General features: G+C 42.2%; 17 protein-coding genes and 1 pseudogene. 13 read left to right on the top strand and 5 right to left on the bottom strand.

The features are described from left to right. Positions 1-133 precede the first annotated feature (133 nt). Positions 134-1036, bottom strand: a complete 903-nt coding sequence (locus L1611_RS08630) for a nuclease-related domain-containing protein (protein ID WP_236312864.1) — start codon at positions 1034-1036, stop codon at positions 134-136. A 161-nt stretch (positions 1037-1197) separates the two neighbouring features. On the opposite strand from L1611_RS08630, the gene L1611_RS08625 reads away from it, so the two are divergent. Beyond that, positions 1198-2538, top strand: coding sequence for an FAD-dependent oxidoreductase (locus L1611_RS08625; RefSeq protein ID WP_236312665.1), 1341 nt, complete (start codon positions 1198-1200; stop codon positions 2536-2538). Positions 2539-2583: 45 nt separating this feature from the next. Here the strand turns inward: L1611_RS08625 and L1611_RS08620 are convergent, their stop codons facing one another. Both L1611_RS08620 and L1611_RS08615 read right to left on the bottom strand, forming a co-directional pair. After that, on the bottom strand, positions 2584-3030 hold the full coding sequence (locus L1611_RS08620; RefSeq protein WP_236312664.1) for a hypothetical protein: 447 nt from the start codon (positions 3028-3030) through the stop codon (positions 2584-2586). 1 nt (position 3031) lies between these two features. After that, entirely contained in the window at positions 3032-4138 is a 1107-nt protein-coding gene (locus L1611_RS08615) for a DUF3231 family protein (protein ID WP_236312663.1), read from the bottom strand. Positions 4139-4537: 399 nt separating this feature from the next. Between L1611_RS08615 and L1611_RS08610 the strand changes: the two genes are divergently transcribed. The 10 genes and pseudogenes from L1611_RS08610 to L1611_RS08565 all read left to right on the top strand — a co-directional run bounded on the left by L1611_RS08610 (position 4538) and on the right by L1611_RS08565 (position 14588). After that, a complete protein-coding gene (locus L1611_RS08610) occupies positions 4538-5041 on the top strand; it encodes a DinB family protein (protein ID WP_236312662.1) in 504 nt (167 codons plus the stop codon). A gap of 97 nt (positions 5042-5138) precedes the next feature. Further along, entirely contained in the window at positions 5139-5756 is a 618-nt protein-coding gene (locus tag L1611_RS08605) for a LysE/ArgO family amino acid transporter (RefSeq protein ID WP_236312661.1), read from the top strand. Between the two features lie 71 nt (positions 5757-5827). Beyond that, positions 5828-6439, top strand: a complete 612-nt coding sequence (gene wrbA / locus L1611_RS08600; RefSeq protein WP_236312660.1) for an NAD(P)H:quinone oxidoreductase — start codon at positions 5828-5830, stop codon at positions 6437-6439. A gap of 449 nt (positions 6440-6888) precedes the next feature. Beyond that, positions 6889-7731, top strand: coding sequence for an isocitrate lyase/PEP mutase family protein (locus L1611_RS08595; protein ID WP_236312659.1), 843 nt, complete (start codon positions 6889-6891; stop codon positions 7729-7731). Between the two features lie 63 nt (positions 7732-7794). Then, positions 7795-8244, top strand: a complete 450-nt coding sequence (locus L1611_RS08590; protein WP_236312658.1) for a hypothetical protein — start codon at positions 7795-7797, stop codon at positions 8242-8244. Between the two features lie 202 nt (positions 8245-8446). After that, positions 8447-9799 (top strand): annotated as a pseudogene (locus L1611_RS08585) (glycoside hydrolase family 18 protein). Between the two features lie 189 nt (positions 9800-9988). Continuing rightward, entirely contained in the window at positions 9989-11347 is a 1359-nt protein-coding gene (locus L1611_RS08580) for a sigma-54 interaction domain-containing protein (RefSeq protein ID WP_236312657.1), read from the top strand. Positions 11348-11620: 273 nt separating this feature from the next. After that, positions 11621-12907 (top strand): CitMHS family transporter, encoded by a 1287-nt coding sequence (locus L1611_RS08575; RefSeq protein WP_236312656.1) that lies wholly within the window; start codon positions 11621-11623, stop codon positions 12905-12907. Positions 12908-12926: 19 nt separating this feature from the next. Continuing rightward, the gene (locus L1611_RS08570) at positions 12927-14279 is read left to right on the top strand and encodes an acyclic terpene utilization AtuA family protein (protein ID WP_236312655.1); all 1353 of its coding nucleotides are present in this window, start codon (positions 12927-12929) and stop codon (positions 14277-14279) included. Between the two features lie 3 nt (positions 14280-14282). Then, positions 14283-14588: an AtuA-related protein gene (locus tag L1611_RS08565; protein WP_236312654.1), complete on the top strand. Its 306-nt coding sequence runs from the start codon at positions 14283-14285 to the stop codon at positions 14586-14588. Positions 14589-14615: 27 nt separating this feature from the next. Here L1611_RS08565 and L1611_RS08560 read toward each other — a convergent pair whose 3' ends face one another. After that, complete coding sequence (locus tag L1611_RS08560) at positions 14616-15821, bottom strand: DHH family phosphoesterase (RefSeq protein ID WP_236312653.1); 1206 nt, start codon at positions 15819-15821, stop codon at positions 14616-14618. Between the two features lie 84 nt (positions 15822-15905). Beyond that, complete coding sequence (locus tag L1611_RS08555) at positions 15906-16871, bottom strand: threonine/serine dehydratase family protein (protein WP_236312652.1); 966 nt, start codon at positions 16869-16871, stop codon at positions 15906-15908. A gap of 267 nt (positions 16872-17138) precedes the next feature. Here L1611_RS08555 and L1611_RS08550 point away from each other — a divergent pair, with 267 nt between their 5' ends. Next, positions 17139-18335 carry a glycerate kinase family protein gene (locus tag L1611_RS08550; protein WP_236312651.1) on the top strand — a complete coding sequence of 399 codons (1197 nt, stop codon included), beginning with the start codon at positions 17139-17141 and terminating at the stop codon, positions 18333-18335. Further along, positions 18332-19789, top strand: a complete 1458-nt coding sequence (locus L1611_RS08545) for an SLC13 family permease (RefSeq protein WP_236312650.1) — start codon at positions 18332-18334, stop codon at positions 19787-19789. Before L1611_RS08550 ends, L1611_RS08545 begins: the two co-directional genes overlap by 4 nt. The last annotated feature ends 1 nt before the right edge of the window (position 19790 follow it).

Below are 19790 nucleotides of genomic sequence, written 5' to 3'. Positions count from 1 at the left end.
AAACCGGGTATAAAATCCCCAACCAGGCTTTATGGAACCCTTAAGGGCAACAATATCGGAGTTAAGGTACTCATTATAGCCTCATAGGATCCATGATTAAGGAAAAAGTTTAATATAATGTACTCATGAAAATTCACTTTACATAATAAGAAGATTTTCCGTGCCCTACCTGTTTATAGTTCTTATAAAGAATTTTACGGGTGCTCTTTTTTTCCTTAGTGATTTTACACCATTCATGTATTTGGTTTGTCGTGATCTTATCGTCCGGAAAAAGCAGCTTGAACTCTTGGACAGATCTTAGAACTGCAGTTTCATAGTCTTCTTTCTCTCCACATTTAGCGCAAAAGAAGTAGAGTCTGGTGTTCTGTTGATAAAACCCGAAACAACTAGGACAATAAATCCCTTTTTTCAGTTGTTCATAACGATAGTCGGGTAATCGGAAATTTGGGGTTTCGGTTAAATGAAGGGACAACAATTGCTCTGCAATTTTTTTATGGTTACCCTGCAATCGCGAGGTTTTTTTCTTGGTATTTTCAAGGAATCGATTAAGCTGTGTTGGAAAAATAATATTCTGGTTGAGGGGGGCTTGGTAAAGATGGAATTCGGGGTTGACAAAAATAAGATAGGCTTCAACAGGGATATTACATCCTAGATCCTGAAGCAGCCGTCGCAATAGCGATTCATTTCGTTGAACTTGCAGCAACGGATTCTTTATTTCATTTCCGGCTATAGAGTACCATCTCTCTCCATCGACATAAAAATCACCACAATAATTTTTCACTTCGAAAAGGTAAATGCTCTTTGTGGATATCATCAACGAATCGATTTGGAACAAGGTGTTATGGTGCTCCAATAATAAATCATTGATGACCAGCCGTCCGTCTAAAAGTGGTACGATCCGATCATCGAACTCTGACTCGCCCTCAAATCCTTGCTTGAGGTTCAAATAGTAGAGTTCATCTGGGCCAGGCAAACCCATTCGGATAAGTAAAGACCTCATAATCTTTAATTCTAATGATTCCTCACGCGGTTTCATTATCAATATACATCCCTCCTTTATATCCATCATAAAGTTTCTTTAATGTATTAACAACATTTCCCATACCACGTGCCTATTTTCAAGTTCGATCTTTACTGCCGTTTCACATCTAATCTGGTTTCATATACTGCTGTAAGACAAGTTAAAGGAGAGAGAGGATGGAGAATGAATTGACTGGGCGGATCGTATTGCCGGATGATCCGGACTACAGAAAAGCCCGAAAGAACCTTAACCTGTTCAAGTCGAAATTCCCTGGGGTAATCGTATTTTGTCAGGAGGAAAAAGATGTCTTAAATGCATTGAAGTTTGCACGGGAAAATGATATCCCTTTCCGAGTAAGGAGCGGCAGGCATAGTTATCAAAATTTCTCGATTCTGAACAAGGGGATTGTCATTGATATCAGTGAAATGAACTCTGTTTCGGTGAATGGATTTCAAAGAACGGCTCTCATTGAGGCTGGGGCTGATTTAGGAAATGTATATAACAGCTTATGGGAGCATGGTTTCGCATTACCAGCTGGTACAGAGTACAGTGTAGGAGTAGCCGGCTTGACCTTAGGGGGAGGGATCGGATACTTATCAAGGTTGCACGGTCTCACCTGCGATAACCTCCTCGGTGTCCGTATGATCGTCCCGAAAGGAGAGTCTGAAGCTGAAATTATCGAAGCAACGAAATATAAAAACAGAGAACTTTTCTGGGCGTGCTGTGGAGGTGGCGGGGGCAACTTCGGAATCGTCACCCTGTTCAAGTTCCGCGTCCATCGGATCAAGGATGTATCGCTCTTCCGAGTGGAATGGGACTTCGACCAATTGGAACCCGTCTATGATGTATGGCAGAATTGGGCACCGTTTACAGATAACAAATTGACTTCATCAATTGAGCTGAAAGCAAAGAGTCAGAACCTGATCCTTGCAGAAGGACAATACGTTGGCCCGAAGGAAGAACTGATCGAATTGATCCGGCCATTGATTAAAGTGACCGAACCCCGGAAAGTACAAGTCGCCGAGCTGCCATTCAACAAAGCATTCGACTATTTCAATTACCCAGCCGGAAACATTCCTTCTTATTTCAAGCGTTCTGGTTCATTCGTGTATGAACCAATCCCCGAAAAAGGGATCAAAATCATGAAAAAATTCCTTGAACTAGCACCGAACGAAGATGCTCAGATCTGGCAACAGGCACTTTCAGGGGCAGTCCAAAAAGTCCGTCCGACTGACACGGCCTATTGTCATCGGAACGCACTGATCGCACAAGAATATAACACGACATGGAAAGACGGTGATGAGGCACGTATAAATATCGAGTGGGTCCTCGCGTTACGAAAACATATGGAACCATATACGAAAGGTGATTACGTCAACTGGCCTGATTTATCGATAAAAAATTGGCCCGAGTCGTATTACGGGGAAAATTTCGATCGTTTGAGAAAAGTAAAAACGAAGCTGGATCCAAGGAATGCTTTCCGCTTCCGACAAAGCATCCCCCCATATACAGATTAAAAGGAAAAAGGTCCACTCAAAGAATGAGAGGGCCTTTCGTACTTTTTAGCGGGTTATAAATTTCAATAATAGAACTTGGATCAGGAATCCGGTAAGCAAACCTGGAATGACAAACAGCATAGGCAGCCAAACGGGACCTAAGACCACACCAAATAAAGAGACCTTCGCTGAAAACATCAAGCCAACGGTGACCCAGTAGGCCATAAAGACAAAAGGCAGATATGAATAGGGGTTTCTATCTCCACCAGCATTTTTATAAGCATCCCACATCGCAAAGAAATAGAGACACGGGTAAAACATCAGCCAGCCAAAATTTGTATGTTGAATCGCGGTTTCAATTTCACCATTGAAACTTAATAGGATGACTTCATTAAAATTCGATTGCACATTGATGATGAATTCTAGAGCGATGAACACGATCCCTTTTAGATATTGGCCATTCAATAACTGGCCAAAGCCAGGAAGGGCAATGCTCCAAAGGAGTTTTTCCATCTTAATTCCCTTTTCTCTTCATTAATTCGTCACGGTCTGCCGCTTTTGGCGGTTCCTCCATCCAGCCGTTCTCAATCATGATATTGGCCCCATCTTCAGCAAATTTTGCGAGTTCACCTACAAGTCGTGCATAATGTACCTCTAGATCACGTCTGGGACTTACAGAAACACTTACACCGTATTGTCCGATCCCTGACGCAACCAACCCCGCAATATGGAACATCATCAATTTATCAGAAAAAGGTGCCGTTGTGGATTCACTGACTTCCGATGTTATTTTCTGTGAGGATGAAAGGTCTTCCTCATTCAAGATCGAACTGAAAACTTCATAATGTTTTGATGAAATTTCTCTGCCTCTCTCCATGAATTTTCTTACTTTCTTAGATTGGGCAACCTGGCTGAATCCTGTGATCAAAGCCTCACCAAGTGCATTCCTTTCCGCATTGAAAACAAGATTCAATATTTCAGTGCCGACAAGAGGGCGTCGATCACCGAACCAACCGAATAAGAACTGTTGTTTTTTAACAAAATCGGCCTTTTCAGGTATTGGGATGTGTGGTGTACGAGTATAGATGCCTTTCTCTTGTGCAAGTTTTCTACTCATGGTTGTAAGTTCTTCTGATTCATTCAATGCTTGTGAATAGAATCCAGCCACATCATCCCTTGCTGATAAGGAAAACATCATGCTTTCCCCTGACAGGCTTAGCCTACCCATATTCAATATATACAAAAGAACCATGGCATCCGAGAATAGCCTGGGTGCATCAGGATTCACATCACTTTTTGTAAAACCAACTGGGAGCGGATAATTATCTCCGTGCATAATCTCGGAAATCGATTGGATACGATTAGTTGAGAAATCCAAAATATAGTGTAAGATTTTAAGAATCTCTTCATCTTCCACAGTTCTTAAGAAATACTCAACTCCGCAAATGATCATTGTGCTGTATTGATAAGTCGTCCATAGATTGGCTATTTCGGATGAAGTCAATTTCGCATTATGTTTGATCGTCACTCCAGACACCTCTATCTTATATAGTTTATCTAAATCAATATGATCAAGTATCCGCTCATTCGTCCCAATCAATCGTATAGGTGGTTCTTCCATCCATCCATATGAAATCAGAATATTCGCTCCATCTTCTGACAGCCGATCAGATTGAACTGTTACATATTGAAAGAAATACTCGTTCCATAAATGCCGACCTCTAATGCAATCAAGTTTATCGGAAAATGGCGAGACCTTTGAGTTCGTCGCAAACGTAACTGCGTCATCGGACTTGGAAGATCGTCCGCCCTTAGGATCACACTGAAGGTTTTACTACTTTTTTGAGCGATTTTTTACCACAGACTAAAAATTAAGCCCGAAACACATATGTATGTACGTATTTTTCACCTTAATCTGGAATATATTCACTAATTGATCGAAATGGGGAAAAATCATAGGGAAGGAAAAATGAAGGATTCAGAGAATGTATGATTGATCAATTATTAGGAGGGATGTATCATGTTTCAGTCCTTGAACCATTTTTTGCGATCCTGGGAGTTCGAAAATGAAGGTACACAGAAGCTGCTGAATCATTTGACGGACGAAGCTCTTGACCAGAAAATCACTTCTGAGAACTGGAATTTAGGACGGATTGCCTGGCATATCATTGAATCGATCTCAATCATCACTTCGAATACGGAGTTGAAATTTGAATCACCGGCTGAAGGTCATCCAGTCCCAAAATCAGCACAGTTCATATCAGCGTGTTATCAACAGACGACAGAGACATTCATCAAGGCTTTAAAAGACCAATGGAGTGATCAGACTTTAGAAGAACGGATTGATTTCTTTGGGCGTGAAATACCGAATGGTTCCCTGTTGATGTTCCTGCTTCAGCACCAATGCCACCATCGTGGTCAAATGACTGTTCTTATGCGGCAAGCAGGGTTGGCTGTCCCGGGGATCTATGGCCCTTCGAAGGAAGAATGGGCAAAAATGGGGATGGAAGCTCCTTCCAAGTAATTCAGTTCAAACAAATGCACAAGCTGGACCCAGCTCAAGAAGCATTCAGGATAAAGCAAGATCAACGACTGACATTTTCAATAGAGTGGAGGAGAAAATGAGTGAAGCGATTATTCACGGATTCGTTTTAGCTATCGGCCTTATCATCGCTCTCGGGGCACAGAATATTTTCGTATTTAACCAGGGAGCATTGCAGCCTACTATTATACGGGCACTTCCAGTTATTCTGACAGCCTCGATCTGTGACACGATCCTGATCGCCATTGCTGTTTTGGGTGTTTCTCTCATCGTATTGACTTTCCAATGGTTACAATTGACCATTTTGGGGATAGGCTTTATTTTTCTAATATACATGGGGTGGTCGATATGGAACAGCCGATTGTCCAGGGAGAATTTATTAGACAAGATGTCTGTCAAAAAACAAATCACCTTCGCGATTTCCGTTTCGTTGTTGAATCCACATGCAATCCTCGATACCGTCGGGGTAATAGGCACAAATGCGATTCGTTATTCAGGGCAGGAGAAACTTGCCTTCGCTCTAACGTGCATCATTGTATCCTGGCTTTGGTTTTTCGGATTGGCGGTTGCGGGCAGGATGGTTGGCCGGGTTGATAGGAAAGGGACTTGGATGAACCGTCTCAACAAAATATCTGCCATCATCATTTGGATTGTTGCTTTATATATTGGAAAGGAATTCATAAACGTTTACCTATGAACATGGAATAATGCGATTGCCAATGGCTTATCCTAAATGTGTGCAAAAATACACAGAGGAGCGATTCATTGATGGATAACGTAAAATTGGCAATCATCTATTACAGTTCCACAGGGACGAATTATCAACTGGCAAGATGGGCTGAAGAAGGTGGAAAAGCAGCAGGTGCGGAAGTGAAAGTGTTGAAAGTACCTGAACTCGCTCCAAGAGAAGCAGTTGAATCCAATCCGGCCTGGCAAGCCCATCTGGAGGAAACGAAGGATGTACCAGAAGTACGACTGGATGATCTTGATTGGGCGGATGCAATGATTTTCAGTATGCCGACTCGGTTTGGCAACTTGCCGGCACAGTTGAAACAATTTCTTGATACGACGGGCGGGCTGTGGTTTAATGGAAAACTCGTCAACAAAGTAGTGAGCGGTATGTCGTCCGCGAACAACCCCCATGGTGGACAGGAAGCGACAGTCAAAGCTCTATATACGACCATGATGCATTGGGGCGCAATCATCGCTGCTCCTGGTTATACTGATCCTGTAACATTCACCTCAGGCGGCAATCCTTATGGAACGAGTGTCACTGTCGACCAGGATGGCAATATGCAAGAAGATGTTCAGGAAGCTGTCAAGCATCAGGCGAAACGTACGGTCACCATCGCTTCTTGGGTGAAACAAGGGCAAAGCTGAACGGCTGTGTATAAATAGGAGCAAATAAAAGCGAGGAGCTGGCCGGAAAAAACCTTTTCTTTTGGCCAGTTCTTTTTATACGTTAAGAAAAATAACTTTTCAGCGATGTAGCTAACCGATGTAGCAAAAAGTTTACGAACGAAGTATAAGTGTAGCTAAGGCTCAGCCTTCGCCAAGTCGTCGGACTTCCAGTGGCCTTCGTGGTTAACCAGGGCGTTTCCGCTTTTCTTGATGTCCAGCTCCAACGCCCAACCACTTGGATCACTTCAGCCCTCCTGCGGCGGCGACAGCCTCCTCGTCGAACTTCCAGTGACCTTCGTGGCTGATCGGGCGTTTCGCTTTTCTTGATCGTACAAAAAAGAACCCACCGACCCATCTATTGCATTCTATATTTCGATGAAAGTCGAAGTGTCCCTCGGTTATAATGACAAAAAGAGGAGGAGTAATGAATGGTTACGTATCATACAAAATTGGAGGACTTTCGTAAATTCCACCAGCTGTCATCTACATTCGTATTGCCGAATGCCTGGGATGTGATGAGCGCCAAAATATTCGAAAAAAATGGATTCAAGGCGATCGGGACAACCAGTGCAGGCATTGCAGCATCGTTAGGGTATCAGGATGGTGAACAAATTCCTTTTGACCAGATGCTTACTGTTCTAGAACGTATCGTCAAGGCTGTGAACGTCCCTGTAAGCGCAGATATCGAAGCAGGATATGGAATAACCGTGGAAGAGATTGAAACAAATGTCCAGAGAATCATCCAAACAGGAGCTGTCGGCATCAATATTGAAGATGGGACAGGGGATGCTAATGAACCTATCGGGGATATATCATCACAAACCGAGAAAATCGCTGCCATCAAAGAACGTTCAATTACTTCTGAATCAGGGTTGTTCATCAATGCAAGGACCGATATCTATTGGTTGGATATCGGAGATCCTTCAAGCCGTTTCCAAAAAACGCTAGAGCGTGTAAGAGCTTATGAAGAAGCAGGGGCTGATTGCATCTTCATACCTGGCCTTCATAATAAAGAAACTATCAAAAATCTGAGAGCTGAAATTTCTTGCCCAATCAACCTGTTGGTCAATTCTGATTTGCCATCGCTTGAAGAGCTTTCCAAAATAGGCATTGAGAGGGTCAGTACCGGATCCGCACCATTCAGAGCAACTGTGACACTGTTGGAGAAACTAAGCAAAGAGATCAACAACGACCAGACTTTTCACCTTATGACTGAAAATGTTCTTCCTTATGGGAAGATATTCATTCCAGAAGATAATCTAGTAAACTAGTAGTTCAACCGCACAAACATTCCCTGCTGGTAGAGCATAATCTATCAGCAAGGAGTTGATACTTTGAAAAAGAATAGTATACATGCTAACCGACCGGTAAATTCTCCTTTTAATCCAGCATGTCCGTGCGAACTTCAGCTGAAGATCATGAATGCCCCTGTTGAAATCGAAGCATCTGGAAAAAGCCTGGGTTCCGGTTATCTAACCCTTACTGGAACGCTTTGTCCCGCATGCAAAAGTGCAGGAAGCAAATTCAATGCACGGGTTCACGGAGATTTTGCTTACAATTATGTTGGAGAGCAGCTTAAAGGGATAACAAGCCAGTCCAATTATATAGATGCCTATGGACAAGGGCATGTTGCTGACAGGGCTGCCGACTATAATTTGCTTTTGGTTGAGAATTCAAATGGTGACATCATGATTTCGCTTACGATCAGGACAGAGATCATCGATTTCAATTTTAGTGGCGTTACGCGTAAGCAAAACGTAATAAGACGAAATTGCACATCATAAAATATTTTAAAAAAATTATTGACAACAAGAACATTTGTTCGTATACTTATATCAGGCGCTTAACCTCCGCCTAAATATTTGGAACTTTGTTCTATATCTTGAGGCTATTCGCAAATTGATTGGTGCAGCGATCAGATGCGGGTAGCCATCTTTTTTTTGTTCTAGAAATTACTTCTATCTTCCGCTTCTCCTTCCTATTAGAATGGAAGACAGGGAAATTGATAGGGGGATCAAGTCAGTAATGGGGCACCAAGCGAGGAATCATCTTGATCATAAGCCATTTTTCATTTCGGTGATTTTTTTATTATTCATAGGGATTTATACATACACTGGCAATAGCTTGCCGGCATCCGACGAAGCAGAAGAACCACGGGTAACAGAGGGTTTAAGTGACAAACAGACAAGTCTTGTCCCAAAATCTGTTCAATACGAGAAGCGTGCAGAAGTCACAGAGAATGAATACAGACGGATTGGCTATTACGCAGGTTGGTCTGCTTATTCAGGGTTTAATGTGGAAGACATTGATGCCAGTAAGCTGACACATATCAACTATGCTTTTGCCAACATTTCGGAGGACGGAAGAATAGCAGTAGGAGATCCTTGGGTGGATATAGAGTATCCATATCCAGGTGATACGGAAAATCAAGCAATCAAAGGGAACTTCAATCAGTTGAAAAAGCTGAAGGAACAAAACCCCCATCTGAAGACCCTGATCTCTGTCGGCGGCTGGACTTGGTCTGAGAATTTTTCAGATGTTGCGCTTACAGCGGAATCACGTACCAATTTTGCGAAAAGCGTTCTTGAATTTGTACAGAAATATGGTTTCGATGGGGTCGATCTGGATTGGGAATATCCAGTAAGAGGGGGATAGCCTGACAATATCAACCGTCCTGAAGATGCACGTAATTACACACTGTTATTAAAGAAGATCAGAGAGACATTCAATGCCCAAACCAAAAAAGATGGAGAAAAGTATATTCTGGCGATTACAGCAGGCCCTAGTAAACATCATGCTCGAAATTTGGAATTGGACAAGCTCCATGAATATGTCGATTATATCCAACTGATGACATATGATATCCATGGTGAATGGGATGAGCTCACGGGATTAAATGCACCTTTGTATCAGGATCCGGAGAGCGGATTTTTTAAAGACTGGAGTGTACATGATTCTGTCCGAACGTTCATCGGGCAAGGAGTTCCAGCTGAAAAGCTTGTTATGGGTCTCCCTTTCTACGGAAGAATGTTCAAGCAGGTCAATGATTCTGGGAATGGTCTATACCAACCTTTCTCCGGTGGCGGAAAATCAGTCAGTTTTGCCGTACTTGAGGCTCAATATATTGATAAAAATGGGTATACTCGAATTTGGGATGACGAATCCCAAGTGCCATTGCTTTGGAACGGGGACACAATCATCAGCTATGATGACACTGAATCAATCGGTCATAAAACCGATTATATAAAAGCGAAGGGACTTGGCGGCGCAATGATATGGGAGCTGAGCCAGGACCCTGATGAGGTATTGCTGACAAAAGTGGATGAAGAATTGAAGTGAAAAGCCTTGAATCTTTAGCTAATCCATCATTATGGGCATTTTCTTTTATAAAGAAAGTGTCTATTTTACTTTCCTCATGCCTTCTACTAACTTCTACTAACTTCTACTAAAAAATGCTAAAGGAACTAAAAGTACTTATCTAGAATTATGGAAGAATAAACACTTTCATGAATAGGGGGTGGGTATAAGATGTCATTGTTAATAGATGATAATGATACGAATTGGTATAAAAGTATTATCCAAGCAGTTAATGACGGAATACTTGTAATCGACTTTTATGGAGTGGTCCAAATAATTAATAAAGAATATACAAACATCACCGGCGTGACAGAAAGTGAAATTGTTGGTGAGCTTCTAAGAGATGTGAGGCCTGGTGCTGAACTACCTGAAGTTTTACTTGATGGAAAGATTAGGTCTGGAGTATTCCGTAAAGAGGGAAAGAACAATTATATTGTTGACATGGCTCCAATCTATAATGGAAATAAAATAATAGGTGCAGTTTCTGTTTGTAAAAGCTTAAAGGAAGTTCACCATCTTACACAAGAGCTAAATAGGAGTAAAAAACGTTTAAAACAGCTTGAGGAAATGGTGGAGAGCTTTCATCGAACCACATATTCCTTTGAAGATATTGTCGGCCAAAATAAAGGATTGCTCAATGCCATCCATACTGCCAAAAAGGCAGCAGGAACCGATTTTAACATCCTTATTTTAGGTGAAAGCGGTACTGGGAAAGAATTGTTTGCCCAGGCCATCCACCACATTAGTAGCCGTAATAGCCACCCATTTGTTCCGGTTAATTGCGCCGCTATACCTTCTACATTATTAGAGAGCGAATTATTTGGCTACGAAGAAGGTGCTTTTACCAGCTCAAAAAAAGGTGGAAAATCAGGTTTGTTTGACCTAGCAGACAATGGAACGCTATTTTTGGATGAAATAGGGGACATGCCACTTGAAATGCAAGCAAAGGTATTAAGGGTAATGCAGGATGGGGTAATACGAAAGGTTGGCAGCCTTCATGAAAGAAAAGTGAATGTACGAGTGATTGCTGCTACGAATAAAGACCTGGAAAAAATGATTTCAAAGGAGCGGTTTCGGGCGGATCTTTATTACAGGTTGAACACTTTCCAAATCAAGATACCTTCCTTAAAATCTCGGAAGGATGATATCCCTCTTTTGGTAGATTATTTTTTACAGAATGCTAACCTCCATTCCCTTTCTCCAGATGAATCATTTATTGATTTATTGATGAGTTATGATTGGCCAGGTAATATTAGAGAACTGAAAAACACAATCCATTATGCAATGAATATGACAGAGTCCTCACGGCTGAAAGCTGGAGACCTTCCTGATACGATAAACAGAAATGGACAAAGGTCGGGTGAAAAAACCTTAGAACGGATCATTGAAGAGACTGAAAGAGATGCAATTTTGGATGTACTCAACAAAACAGGAACTGACTTGAAAGGAAAAAAGCTTGCAGCAAAAAAGCTGAACATCTCTTTAGCAACCTTGTATAACAAAATTTCCAGACTCGATATTCCTTTTTGATTCTAATATGTTAGAAACCCTTCTAAACTATGAGAAATCCTTATACCTAGCATTGAGGAAGAGTTTATCATGGCCGATATTTGTTTTGAAAGTTCTAATTTTTTAGAAAAATTAATTAGGAATTCAGTTCAAACCCTCATCATTGAGGGTTTTTAAATTGGCATATTTCTTGCATTATAGTATAGGGAATCAACCTACAAGAGAGGGGGATAGGATACAAACGGTGAAAATGTAAACGTTTTCAATAAAACATATGGGTTGGGAGGAAGATGTATGATTGCGTTACTTGGGTTTTTAACGATTTTCTTATTTTTAGCACTGATTTTAACGAAAAGAGTCTCAGTCATTGTAGCATTGATCCTTGTTCCTTTGATATTCGCGTTAATCGGAGGATTCGGGAAAGAGTTGGGGGCCTTAATGTTAGAAGGAATAACCGGCGTTGCCCCAACTGGTATCATGCTGGGATTTGCCATTCTCTATTTTGGTGTGATGAACAATGCTGGATTATTTGACCCGGTGATCCGTAATGTCCTTAAGCTTGTTAAAGGTGATCCATTGAAAATAGTTATAGGGACAGCAGTCATTACCATGCTCACGCATTTAGACGGATCGGGGGCTTCCACCTTTTTAATCACGATTCCAGCTTTATTGCCTTTATATGAAAAAATGGGTATGAGCAGGCTGGTTTTAGCAGGTACCGTTGCGTTAGGAGCAGGTACAATGAATATGGTTCCGTGGGGTGGTCCGACTGCACGAGCTGCAAGTGCTTTAGAACTGACTCCAGAAGAAATTTTCAACCCTCTTTTACCGGCAATGATCGTTGGCTTGCTTTGGGTCCTTTTCGCTGCTTATATGATGGGAAAAAAAGAGAGAAAACGTGTAGGCATTAAGGATATCCAATATGATTTTCATCAGGAACTGACTGATGAGGAAAAAGATATGAGAAGGCCTAAGTTATTCTGGTTTAATTTAGGACTGACCATTATTACAATCATTGCCCTGATTAAAGTATGGCTTCCTTTGCCAGTTGTTTTTATGGTATCATTCGCAGTTGCTCTCTTAGTGAATTATCCAAAACCTGATGATCAGCAAAATCAAATAAAAACGCAAGCATTTGGAATGATTACCGTTGTCTCGATTATATTTGCAGCCGGAATATTTACTGGAATTCTGAATGGCACAGGGATGATTGAAGAAATGGCGAACGCACTTGTAGCGCTTGTCCCTCAAAGTATGGGCAATATCATTGCTGTGATTGTCGCTATAACAAGTATGCCATTCAGTTTGCTCTTTACTCCAGATGCATTTTATTTCGGTGTTTTGCCAGTTCTGAGTGAAACTGCAGCTGCGTATGGCGTTGAATCAGTAGAAATTGCAAGAGCTGGAATACTTGGACAAATGACAACAGGTTTTCCGCTGAGTCCCTTAACAGCATCTACATTTTTATTGGTTGGGTTAGCTAACGTTGAATTAGGTGACCATCAGAAATTTATCTTCAAATGGGCGTTCGGAACTACTATTATCATGACAATTGTTGCTTTGATCATAAGAGTCATCTGACTTAAAGGGCGTGGATAGGATGAAAAAGATAAGAATTGGTGGAGGAGCTGGTTATAGTGGAGACCGAATTGAACCAGCTTTAGAAATTATGAAAAAGGGAGACCTCGATTACATCATTTTCGAATGTCTGGCTGAAAGGACGATTGCACTAGCCCAACAACAAAAGTTAGCAGACCCTGATAAAGGGTTCAACGAATTACTTGAGTATCGCATGGAAAAAGTCTTACCTATCTGTACTGAAAAAAAGATAAAAGTAATCACAAATATGGGTGCAGCAAATCCAGTATCAGGAGCAAGATTGGTCAAAGATATTGCAGTACTTCTAGGTATAAAGAATTTAAAAATTGCAGCTGTTTTAGGGGATGATATTTTTTCAGTTATTGATGATTATAAAGATTTCACCACATTGGAGTATGGAAATAAACTATCGGAAATAAATGGACAAATCATCTCAGCCAATGTTTATTTAGGGGCAGAGGGGATCCAGCAGGCTCTTCAGAATGGGGCAGATATCGTCATTACAGGAAGAGTGACAGATCCTTCTTTAGTCATCGGACCTTTATTATATGAGTTCGGATGGGAAATAGACGATTATGACCTGCTCGGAAAAGCCACATTGGCAGGTCATTTACTCGAATGTGGGGCTCAAGTAACAGGAGGATATTTCGCAGAACCAGGGTATAAAGATGTTCCGGACTTATGGAACGTTGGATTCCCGATTGGGGAAGTATATGAAAATGGCGACATAATCATTACAAAGCTTACAGGGGCTGGTGGAAAAGTTACCACAGGGACTGTTAAAGAACAAATTCTATACGAAATACACGATCCTTCAAATTATATGACACCTGACGTTAATGCGGATTTTTCACAGGTCACTGTAAAAGAAATCGAGCCTGACAAGGTTTTGATTACTGGAGCTACAGGTAGGGAAAAAAGCGGTTATTACAAAACAAGCATAGGGTATAAGGATTGTTATATCGTTGAAGCAGAAATAAGTTATGGAGGGTCTGGAGCATTTGAAAAAGCTAAATTAGCATGTGATATCGTCGAAAAGAGAATCCGACATACCGACTTATCTTTTCAAGAATTAAAAATAGATTATATTGGGGTGAATTCGCTATTCTTTTCCAGTGCCCCAGACTTATCTGGAAAAGGTTCCAGTTGTAATGAAGTCCGGCTGCGAGTAGCTGGAAGAACAAAGTTAAAAGAAGAGGGTATTATGATTGGAAATGAAGTAGAAGCTTTATATACGAATGGTCCTGCTGGTGGAGGTGGCGTCAGAATAAACGTAAATGAAATCGTATCGATTGCTTCCATCCTTATACCGATAAAGGATATAGAAACCCACGTGATTTTTGAGGAGGTATAAGCGATGAAATTACGTGAAATTGCTCATTCAAGAACAGGCGATAAAGGGAATATATCAAATATCTCCTTGATTGTTTATAATATGGACGACTATGAGTTAGTGAAAGAACAAATCACCGCTATAAAAGTAGAAGAATGGTTTCAGAATGTCGTGAAAGGTGAGGTGATCCGTTATGAAATACCGAGCTTGGGAGCATTGAACTTTGTAATGACCAACGCCTTAGGTGGTGGTGTGACACGTTCCCTATCTCTTGATCGGCATGGAAAAAGCTTAAGCTCCTTTCTTCTTGAAATAGAGCTAACAACTTGACTGAAATATTTTTGGAACTGACTCTTTTTAGTCAGTTCCTTTCTTTTTCTTCATCATGAACTTTCTCAAGTAGTCGACATAATGCTCGTCACGGGCGAGCCATGCGAAATGGTGGCGTTTGACATATCGTTCTGCAGCTTCAAAATCCGAAAAACGATGCTTAATCCTTTCCAGATTAAGTTCAACCACCCAGCTTTCCGGTTCCTCTTCATAGATCCAGAGACGATCTTCATTCCGGTTTTCATAAAGGGTACCTTGAGGCGTCTCTTTCAAATTATAATGATTTCGGAATGCGTCCTGCCGCATCGGTTCGATGAGGAAAGCTGCTTTAGCGTACAGTTCATAGGATTCTTTATTCATTGAGCAGCCTGCCGCTTTCGCATGTCCTCCTCCTCCATAATAGCCCGCAACCGCGGAGACATCCACATCGTCATGGATTGTACGAAAACTGATTTTCTTTCCGCCCATGTTCAGGATTGTGATGTAATCCAAATGGCGATTCGCCGTACCTAGTTCGTTGCCGAGTTCTGAATGATAAGATTCAGCATGGACGATGCCTGTACAATAATCTCCGACGAACGTCTGGACAAGTTCCCGTTTCTTCCTTCTAATATAGCGTTCAATCTTATCCTCTTCCATTTCAAGGAGCTTTTGCTCGAATTCATCGTATTCAAAATGGTCCTTATCTTCAAACCTCGGTATCATCTTCTCGATAAACTCCTCGATCGATACCATGTAGAACAGGTCGTTCAGCTGTTTTGCCTTGATGTTATCATTCTGTTCCCATTCCCACGTATCATATTGACGGACAAGCTCGACGAATTCTTCGAGAACAGCCGATGGTTCCAAAAGTTGATGATGGACAAGATACTCATATAAAAGGGAAGTAGCACAAGCCAGTCGACCATCGTCATTTTCCACTTTCACATGTCCCCAATCATAATCATTAAAGTGGACCGCGGTCTTATGATGATCGATCAACTGTACGAGTCCGCCCTCTTTTGCATAAGCATCAAGCGCTTTTTCATTCTCTTCGTTGACGGATAAATCCGTGATGAATAACGTCGTGTCTTTATTCTGTTTCTCATCTTTCCGTTCAAGGAACCGCTCTACCTGAAAATCCAGCCCAGTCACTGAATTATATCGGACATCCACACGATCACCAAATGCGATTTTGGCAACGATCCCACAGGCAACTCCATCCAAATCATTATGAGTCAACAGTTTATACATAAAAATCTCCCCTGAATGAACAATAGTTTTCCAAGCTGTTTTAGTGTTGTTGAAATAGGATGGGACTATTCATCGAAATCGTATTCAGCAAATCCTTTCTGTTCCGATCACCAGTTTATTGATCCTAGTAAGATCGACGTTCCCGCCTGAGATCACCGTCACGACCTTTTTTCCTTCGATTGGGAGTTTTTTGTTCATTAAAGCGGCAATCGTCACCATGCTTGACGGTTCGATGACCTGTTTCATCCGTTCCATCACAAAGCTGAATGCAAGGCGGATTTCCTCATCCGTCACTAGAACAAGATCATCCAAATATTTCTGAATGACAGGGAACGTCATGTCTCCCGGTTGGGTTGCACGGAGTCCGTCTGCAATCGTGGAAGTCGGAGGAATCGATGTGATCTGCCCGTTTTGCAACGATAAAAACGTATCATTTGCGGTTTCAGGTTCAACACCATATACCTTGATGTCCGGATGGGTTTCCTTAATGGCGGTCAAAATGCCCGAGATCAGCCCACCGCCGCCGATCGGGACGACCACTGCATCCACGTCCTGTACTTGTTCAAGGATTTCAAGTCCGGTCGTCCCCTGGCCAGCCATGATATATGGATCGTCATAGGGAGGGATGAAGACACCATTTTGTTCCTCAGCAATCTCAATCGCCTTCGGAATCCGTTCAGCAGAGGTTGTACCGCATTTTACGATTTTTCCACCGTACGCCTCGATTGCATTCATTTTACATGGGTTTACATCTGTTGGAACCACGATTGTCACTGGGACACCGAGCTTTTTGGCGATGAAGGAAACCGCCTGTCCATGGTTCCCTGACGAGGCAGCCGTAACTAGCTCCGCACCTTCTTTCATGACCTGTTTTACTTTATTCGTCGCACCACGGATTTTGAATGAGCCTGTCTTTTGAAGATGTTCGCATTTGAAAAAAATCTGGTTTCCGCAAAGCTGCGAAAGCTGTCCGGATTGAAGGATGGGAGTAGCGTTGATCGTGTCTTGAATGTTCTCACGTGCTTTTCGTATATCCTGGATTGTAATCATATTATCTGCTCCTTTTTTAAAAAGTACCTGCTTTTCTTTTTCTATAAAAACATCAATTATTCCTTTGTGGGCGATATGAAATGAGTACTGAGGTTTTGGAAAACAGTAAAACCGGCGACACAGTAACAGACATGTTCGAGTATGAAGAAGATGGGTATGTCTTTTTTTGTTTTAAAAAGCTTTCTAATGATTTTCTAATCTTCCTTTCATGGTTCCTTAAAGTGGGCGGGTTAATCTTTTTATAGAACATTGAGGGAGGAAAATGAAATGAATATATTAGTGGCACCATCCGGTTTTAAAGAAAGCTTGGGAGCGGATCAAATTGCAACATGTATGAAAAAAGGAATCTTGAATGTCATCCCTGGGGCCAAGGTTACCACCCTACCTCTAGTAGATGGAGGAGAAGGCTTTACGGAGACGATGGTCAATTGGACGAACGGAGAATTGCATACAGTCGTGGTCACGGGTCCTCTCCGCAAAAAAGTGGAAGCATTGATCGGCTTTCTCGGTGATACACAAAACAGGACTGCAGTCATCGAAATGGCTTCTGCAGCTGGATTGAAACTGGTACCTAGATATCGAAGGAATCCGTTGCTTACGACTTCATATGGTGTCGGAGAACTTATCCAAGCTGCTCTGGATCTTGGGGCGGAGCGGATTTTGATAGGATGTGGAGACTCTGGGATAAACGATGGGGGGATCGGCATGGCAGAGGCTCTTGGAATTCGTTTCTTCGATCAAAACATGAATCAGATTGATGTAAAAAAGGGGGCTGTCAGCCTTCAGGAAATCGATTCGATCGATTTGTCCCTTCGTGATCCCCGCTTGAACAGAACTGAACTTGATGTTGCATGCAACTGGCACAATATCCTTTGTGGAGTGAACGGAGTGGCGAGAGTCTTTGGACCCCAAAAAGGAGCAAAAGATCAGCAGATCGCTTTACTTGAAGAAGGGCTCGAACACTATGCAGCTAAAATCAAAGAAACGGCAGGGTATTGTGTCCGCGAAATACCGGGAGGGGGAGCATCCGGTGGCCTCGGAACAGGTCTGCAAGCTTTGCTCGGTGCGGTCCTCCATCCCCGATTCGATCTGATCATGGATTATATGGATATCAATGATCACCTTCAGAAGGCAGACTTGGTTTTGACGGCAGAAGGCAGCATTGATTTTCAAACACCGCGTGGGAAAATACCAGCATTAGTGGCGGATAAAGCAAAAGCATTCGGTAAACCTGTAATCGCGATAGCAGGCACAATCGGTAAGGACGCACAAGTGAACTATCATCATGGTATCGATGTGTTCACAAGCATTCTCCAATCGCCATCGAGTCTTGAACAAGCGATGGAGAAAACTGAGGAATGGGTGATCGACTGTACAGAAACCACGATGAGGATGCTTTCGGTAGGCTTTGAACTTGCAGCCAGCGTGCCATCATTCGTATTGAATAGGAAGGGAATATCATGAATACCGCTATTACCCGATCAGATAGAAGAGCAAAAAGGAAAGAAGTGAAAATTGGATGGCTGAATAATATCAGTAATATCCCCCTTTCCTGGATAATATTAGTCGTCTTAAGTATATTCTTTTTAATCCTTCCTACTGAATTGGAGTTCGATGGAAAACTGGCGATCATCACGTTCATAGTGGCGACGTATTGTTGGGTTGTAACATCCGTCCCGCCGGCCATTGTAGCTATTGGAGCGGTCTTGTTTTTGACCGTAACAAGGGCTGTAGATCAGGAATTGTTCTATTCTTCCTTGTCATCAGACGTGATCTGGCTGATGATAGGCGCTTTCATTGTTGGAGCGGCGATGCAAAGCACAGGGCTCGCGACCCGGCTTGTCACCTTGTTGCTTTCAAAAGCGAATACTGTTTCAGGACTGTTCTTTTTGTTGACCATTTTGATTCAGTTGCTTACGTTTTTCATACCATCAACATCGGGCCGTGCATCGGTCATGCTGCCGATCTATCGGCATCTTGCGAACGTGGTGGGGAACAGGAAAGTTGAAAAAGGCTTGTCCATTCTGATACCTGTCATTATTTTGATTGCTACTAGTGCTACATTGATCGGGGCTAGTTCCCATCTTATTGCTAATGATTATCTAGAGAAGTTCGGTCATGATAAGATATCGTTTCTTACATGGATGGTGTGGGGTGTTCCATTCGTACTGATAGCAAGCTTCCTAGCTTGCAGCGTCATCCTGTACATATTTCTGGATCCTGACACACGAGGTAAGGTGACTCCCAAGATGGCGGATCGAGATGGTAGAAAGGCAAAACTGTCCGATAAGGAGAAAGTGGTTTTATCTGTATTCAGCTTGATGGTGGCCCTTTGGATGACAGAAAAACTGCATGGCATAGAGATTGCAACAGTCATCATGGCAGGTGCATTGATTCTGGTTCTACCTAGGTTAGGAGTGCTTGATTGGAGGAAGGGAATGGAATCGGTATCGTGGAGCCTGATCCTTTTTGTGGGTGCGGCTGTCTCGCTTGGTGAAGCATTGGTCAAAACGGGAGCCGCGGAATGGGTTATGGATTCTTTGCTGATAATGACAGAAGGGATCTTGTTTCGAGGAGAATTCATCACACTGCTCCTACTGTCGGTCATCAGCCTTACCTCCCATTTATACATTACCTCTCATACAATGAGAGTAGTCATCCTGATGCCTCCGCTTTTATCATTGGCATTGACAGAAAATATCAACGCCGTTCCATTCGTTTTTCTGTTGGCAGTCGGAATGAATTATTGCATCACTTTTCCTGTAAGTTCTAAAGCACTCCTCATCTTTTCAGAAGAAAAGGGCGGATTTGAAGCAGCTGAATTACAAAAATTGAGCAAAGTGCTTTCCGTCATCTACATTGCGTTAATGCTTGTATTCTATTTCACGTATTGGCGTTGGACTGGACTGACCCTTTAAG

The sequence above is a fragment of the Pseudalkalibacillus salsuginis genome, from assembly GCF_021646685.1.
GTDB classification, from domain to species: Bacteria; Bacillota; Bacilli; order Bacillales; family Fictibacillaceae; genus Pseudalkalibacillus; species Pseudalkalibacillus salsuginis.
The sequence above is the reverse complement of the archived record's forward strand: the minus strand, read 5'-3'. Positions and strand labels throughout refer to the sequence as shown.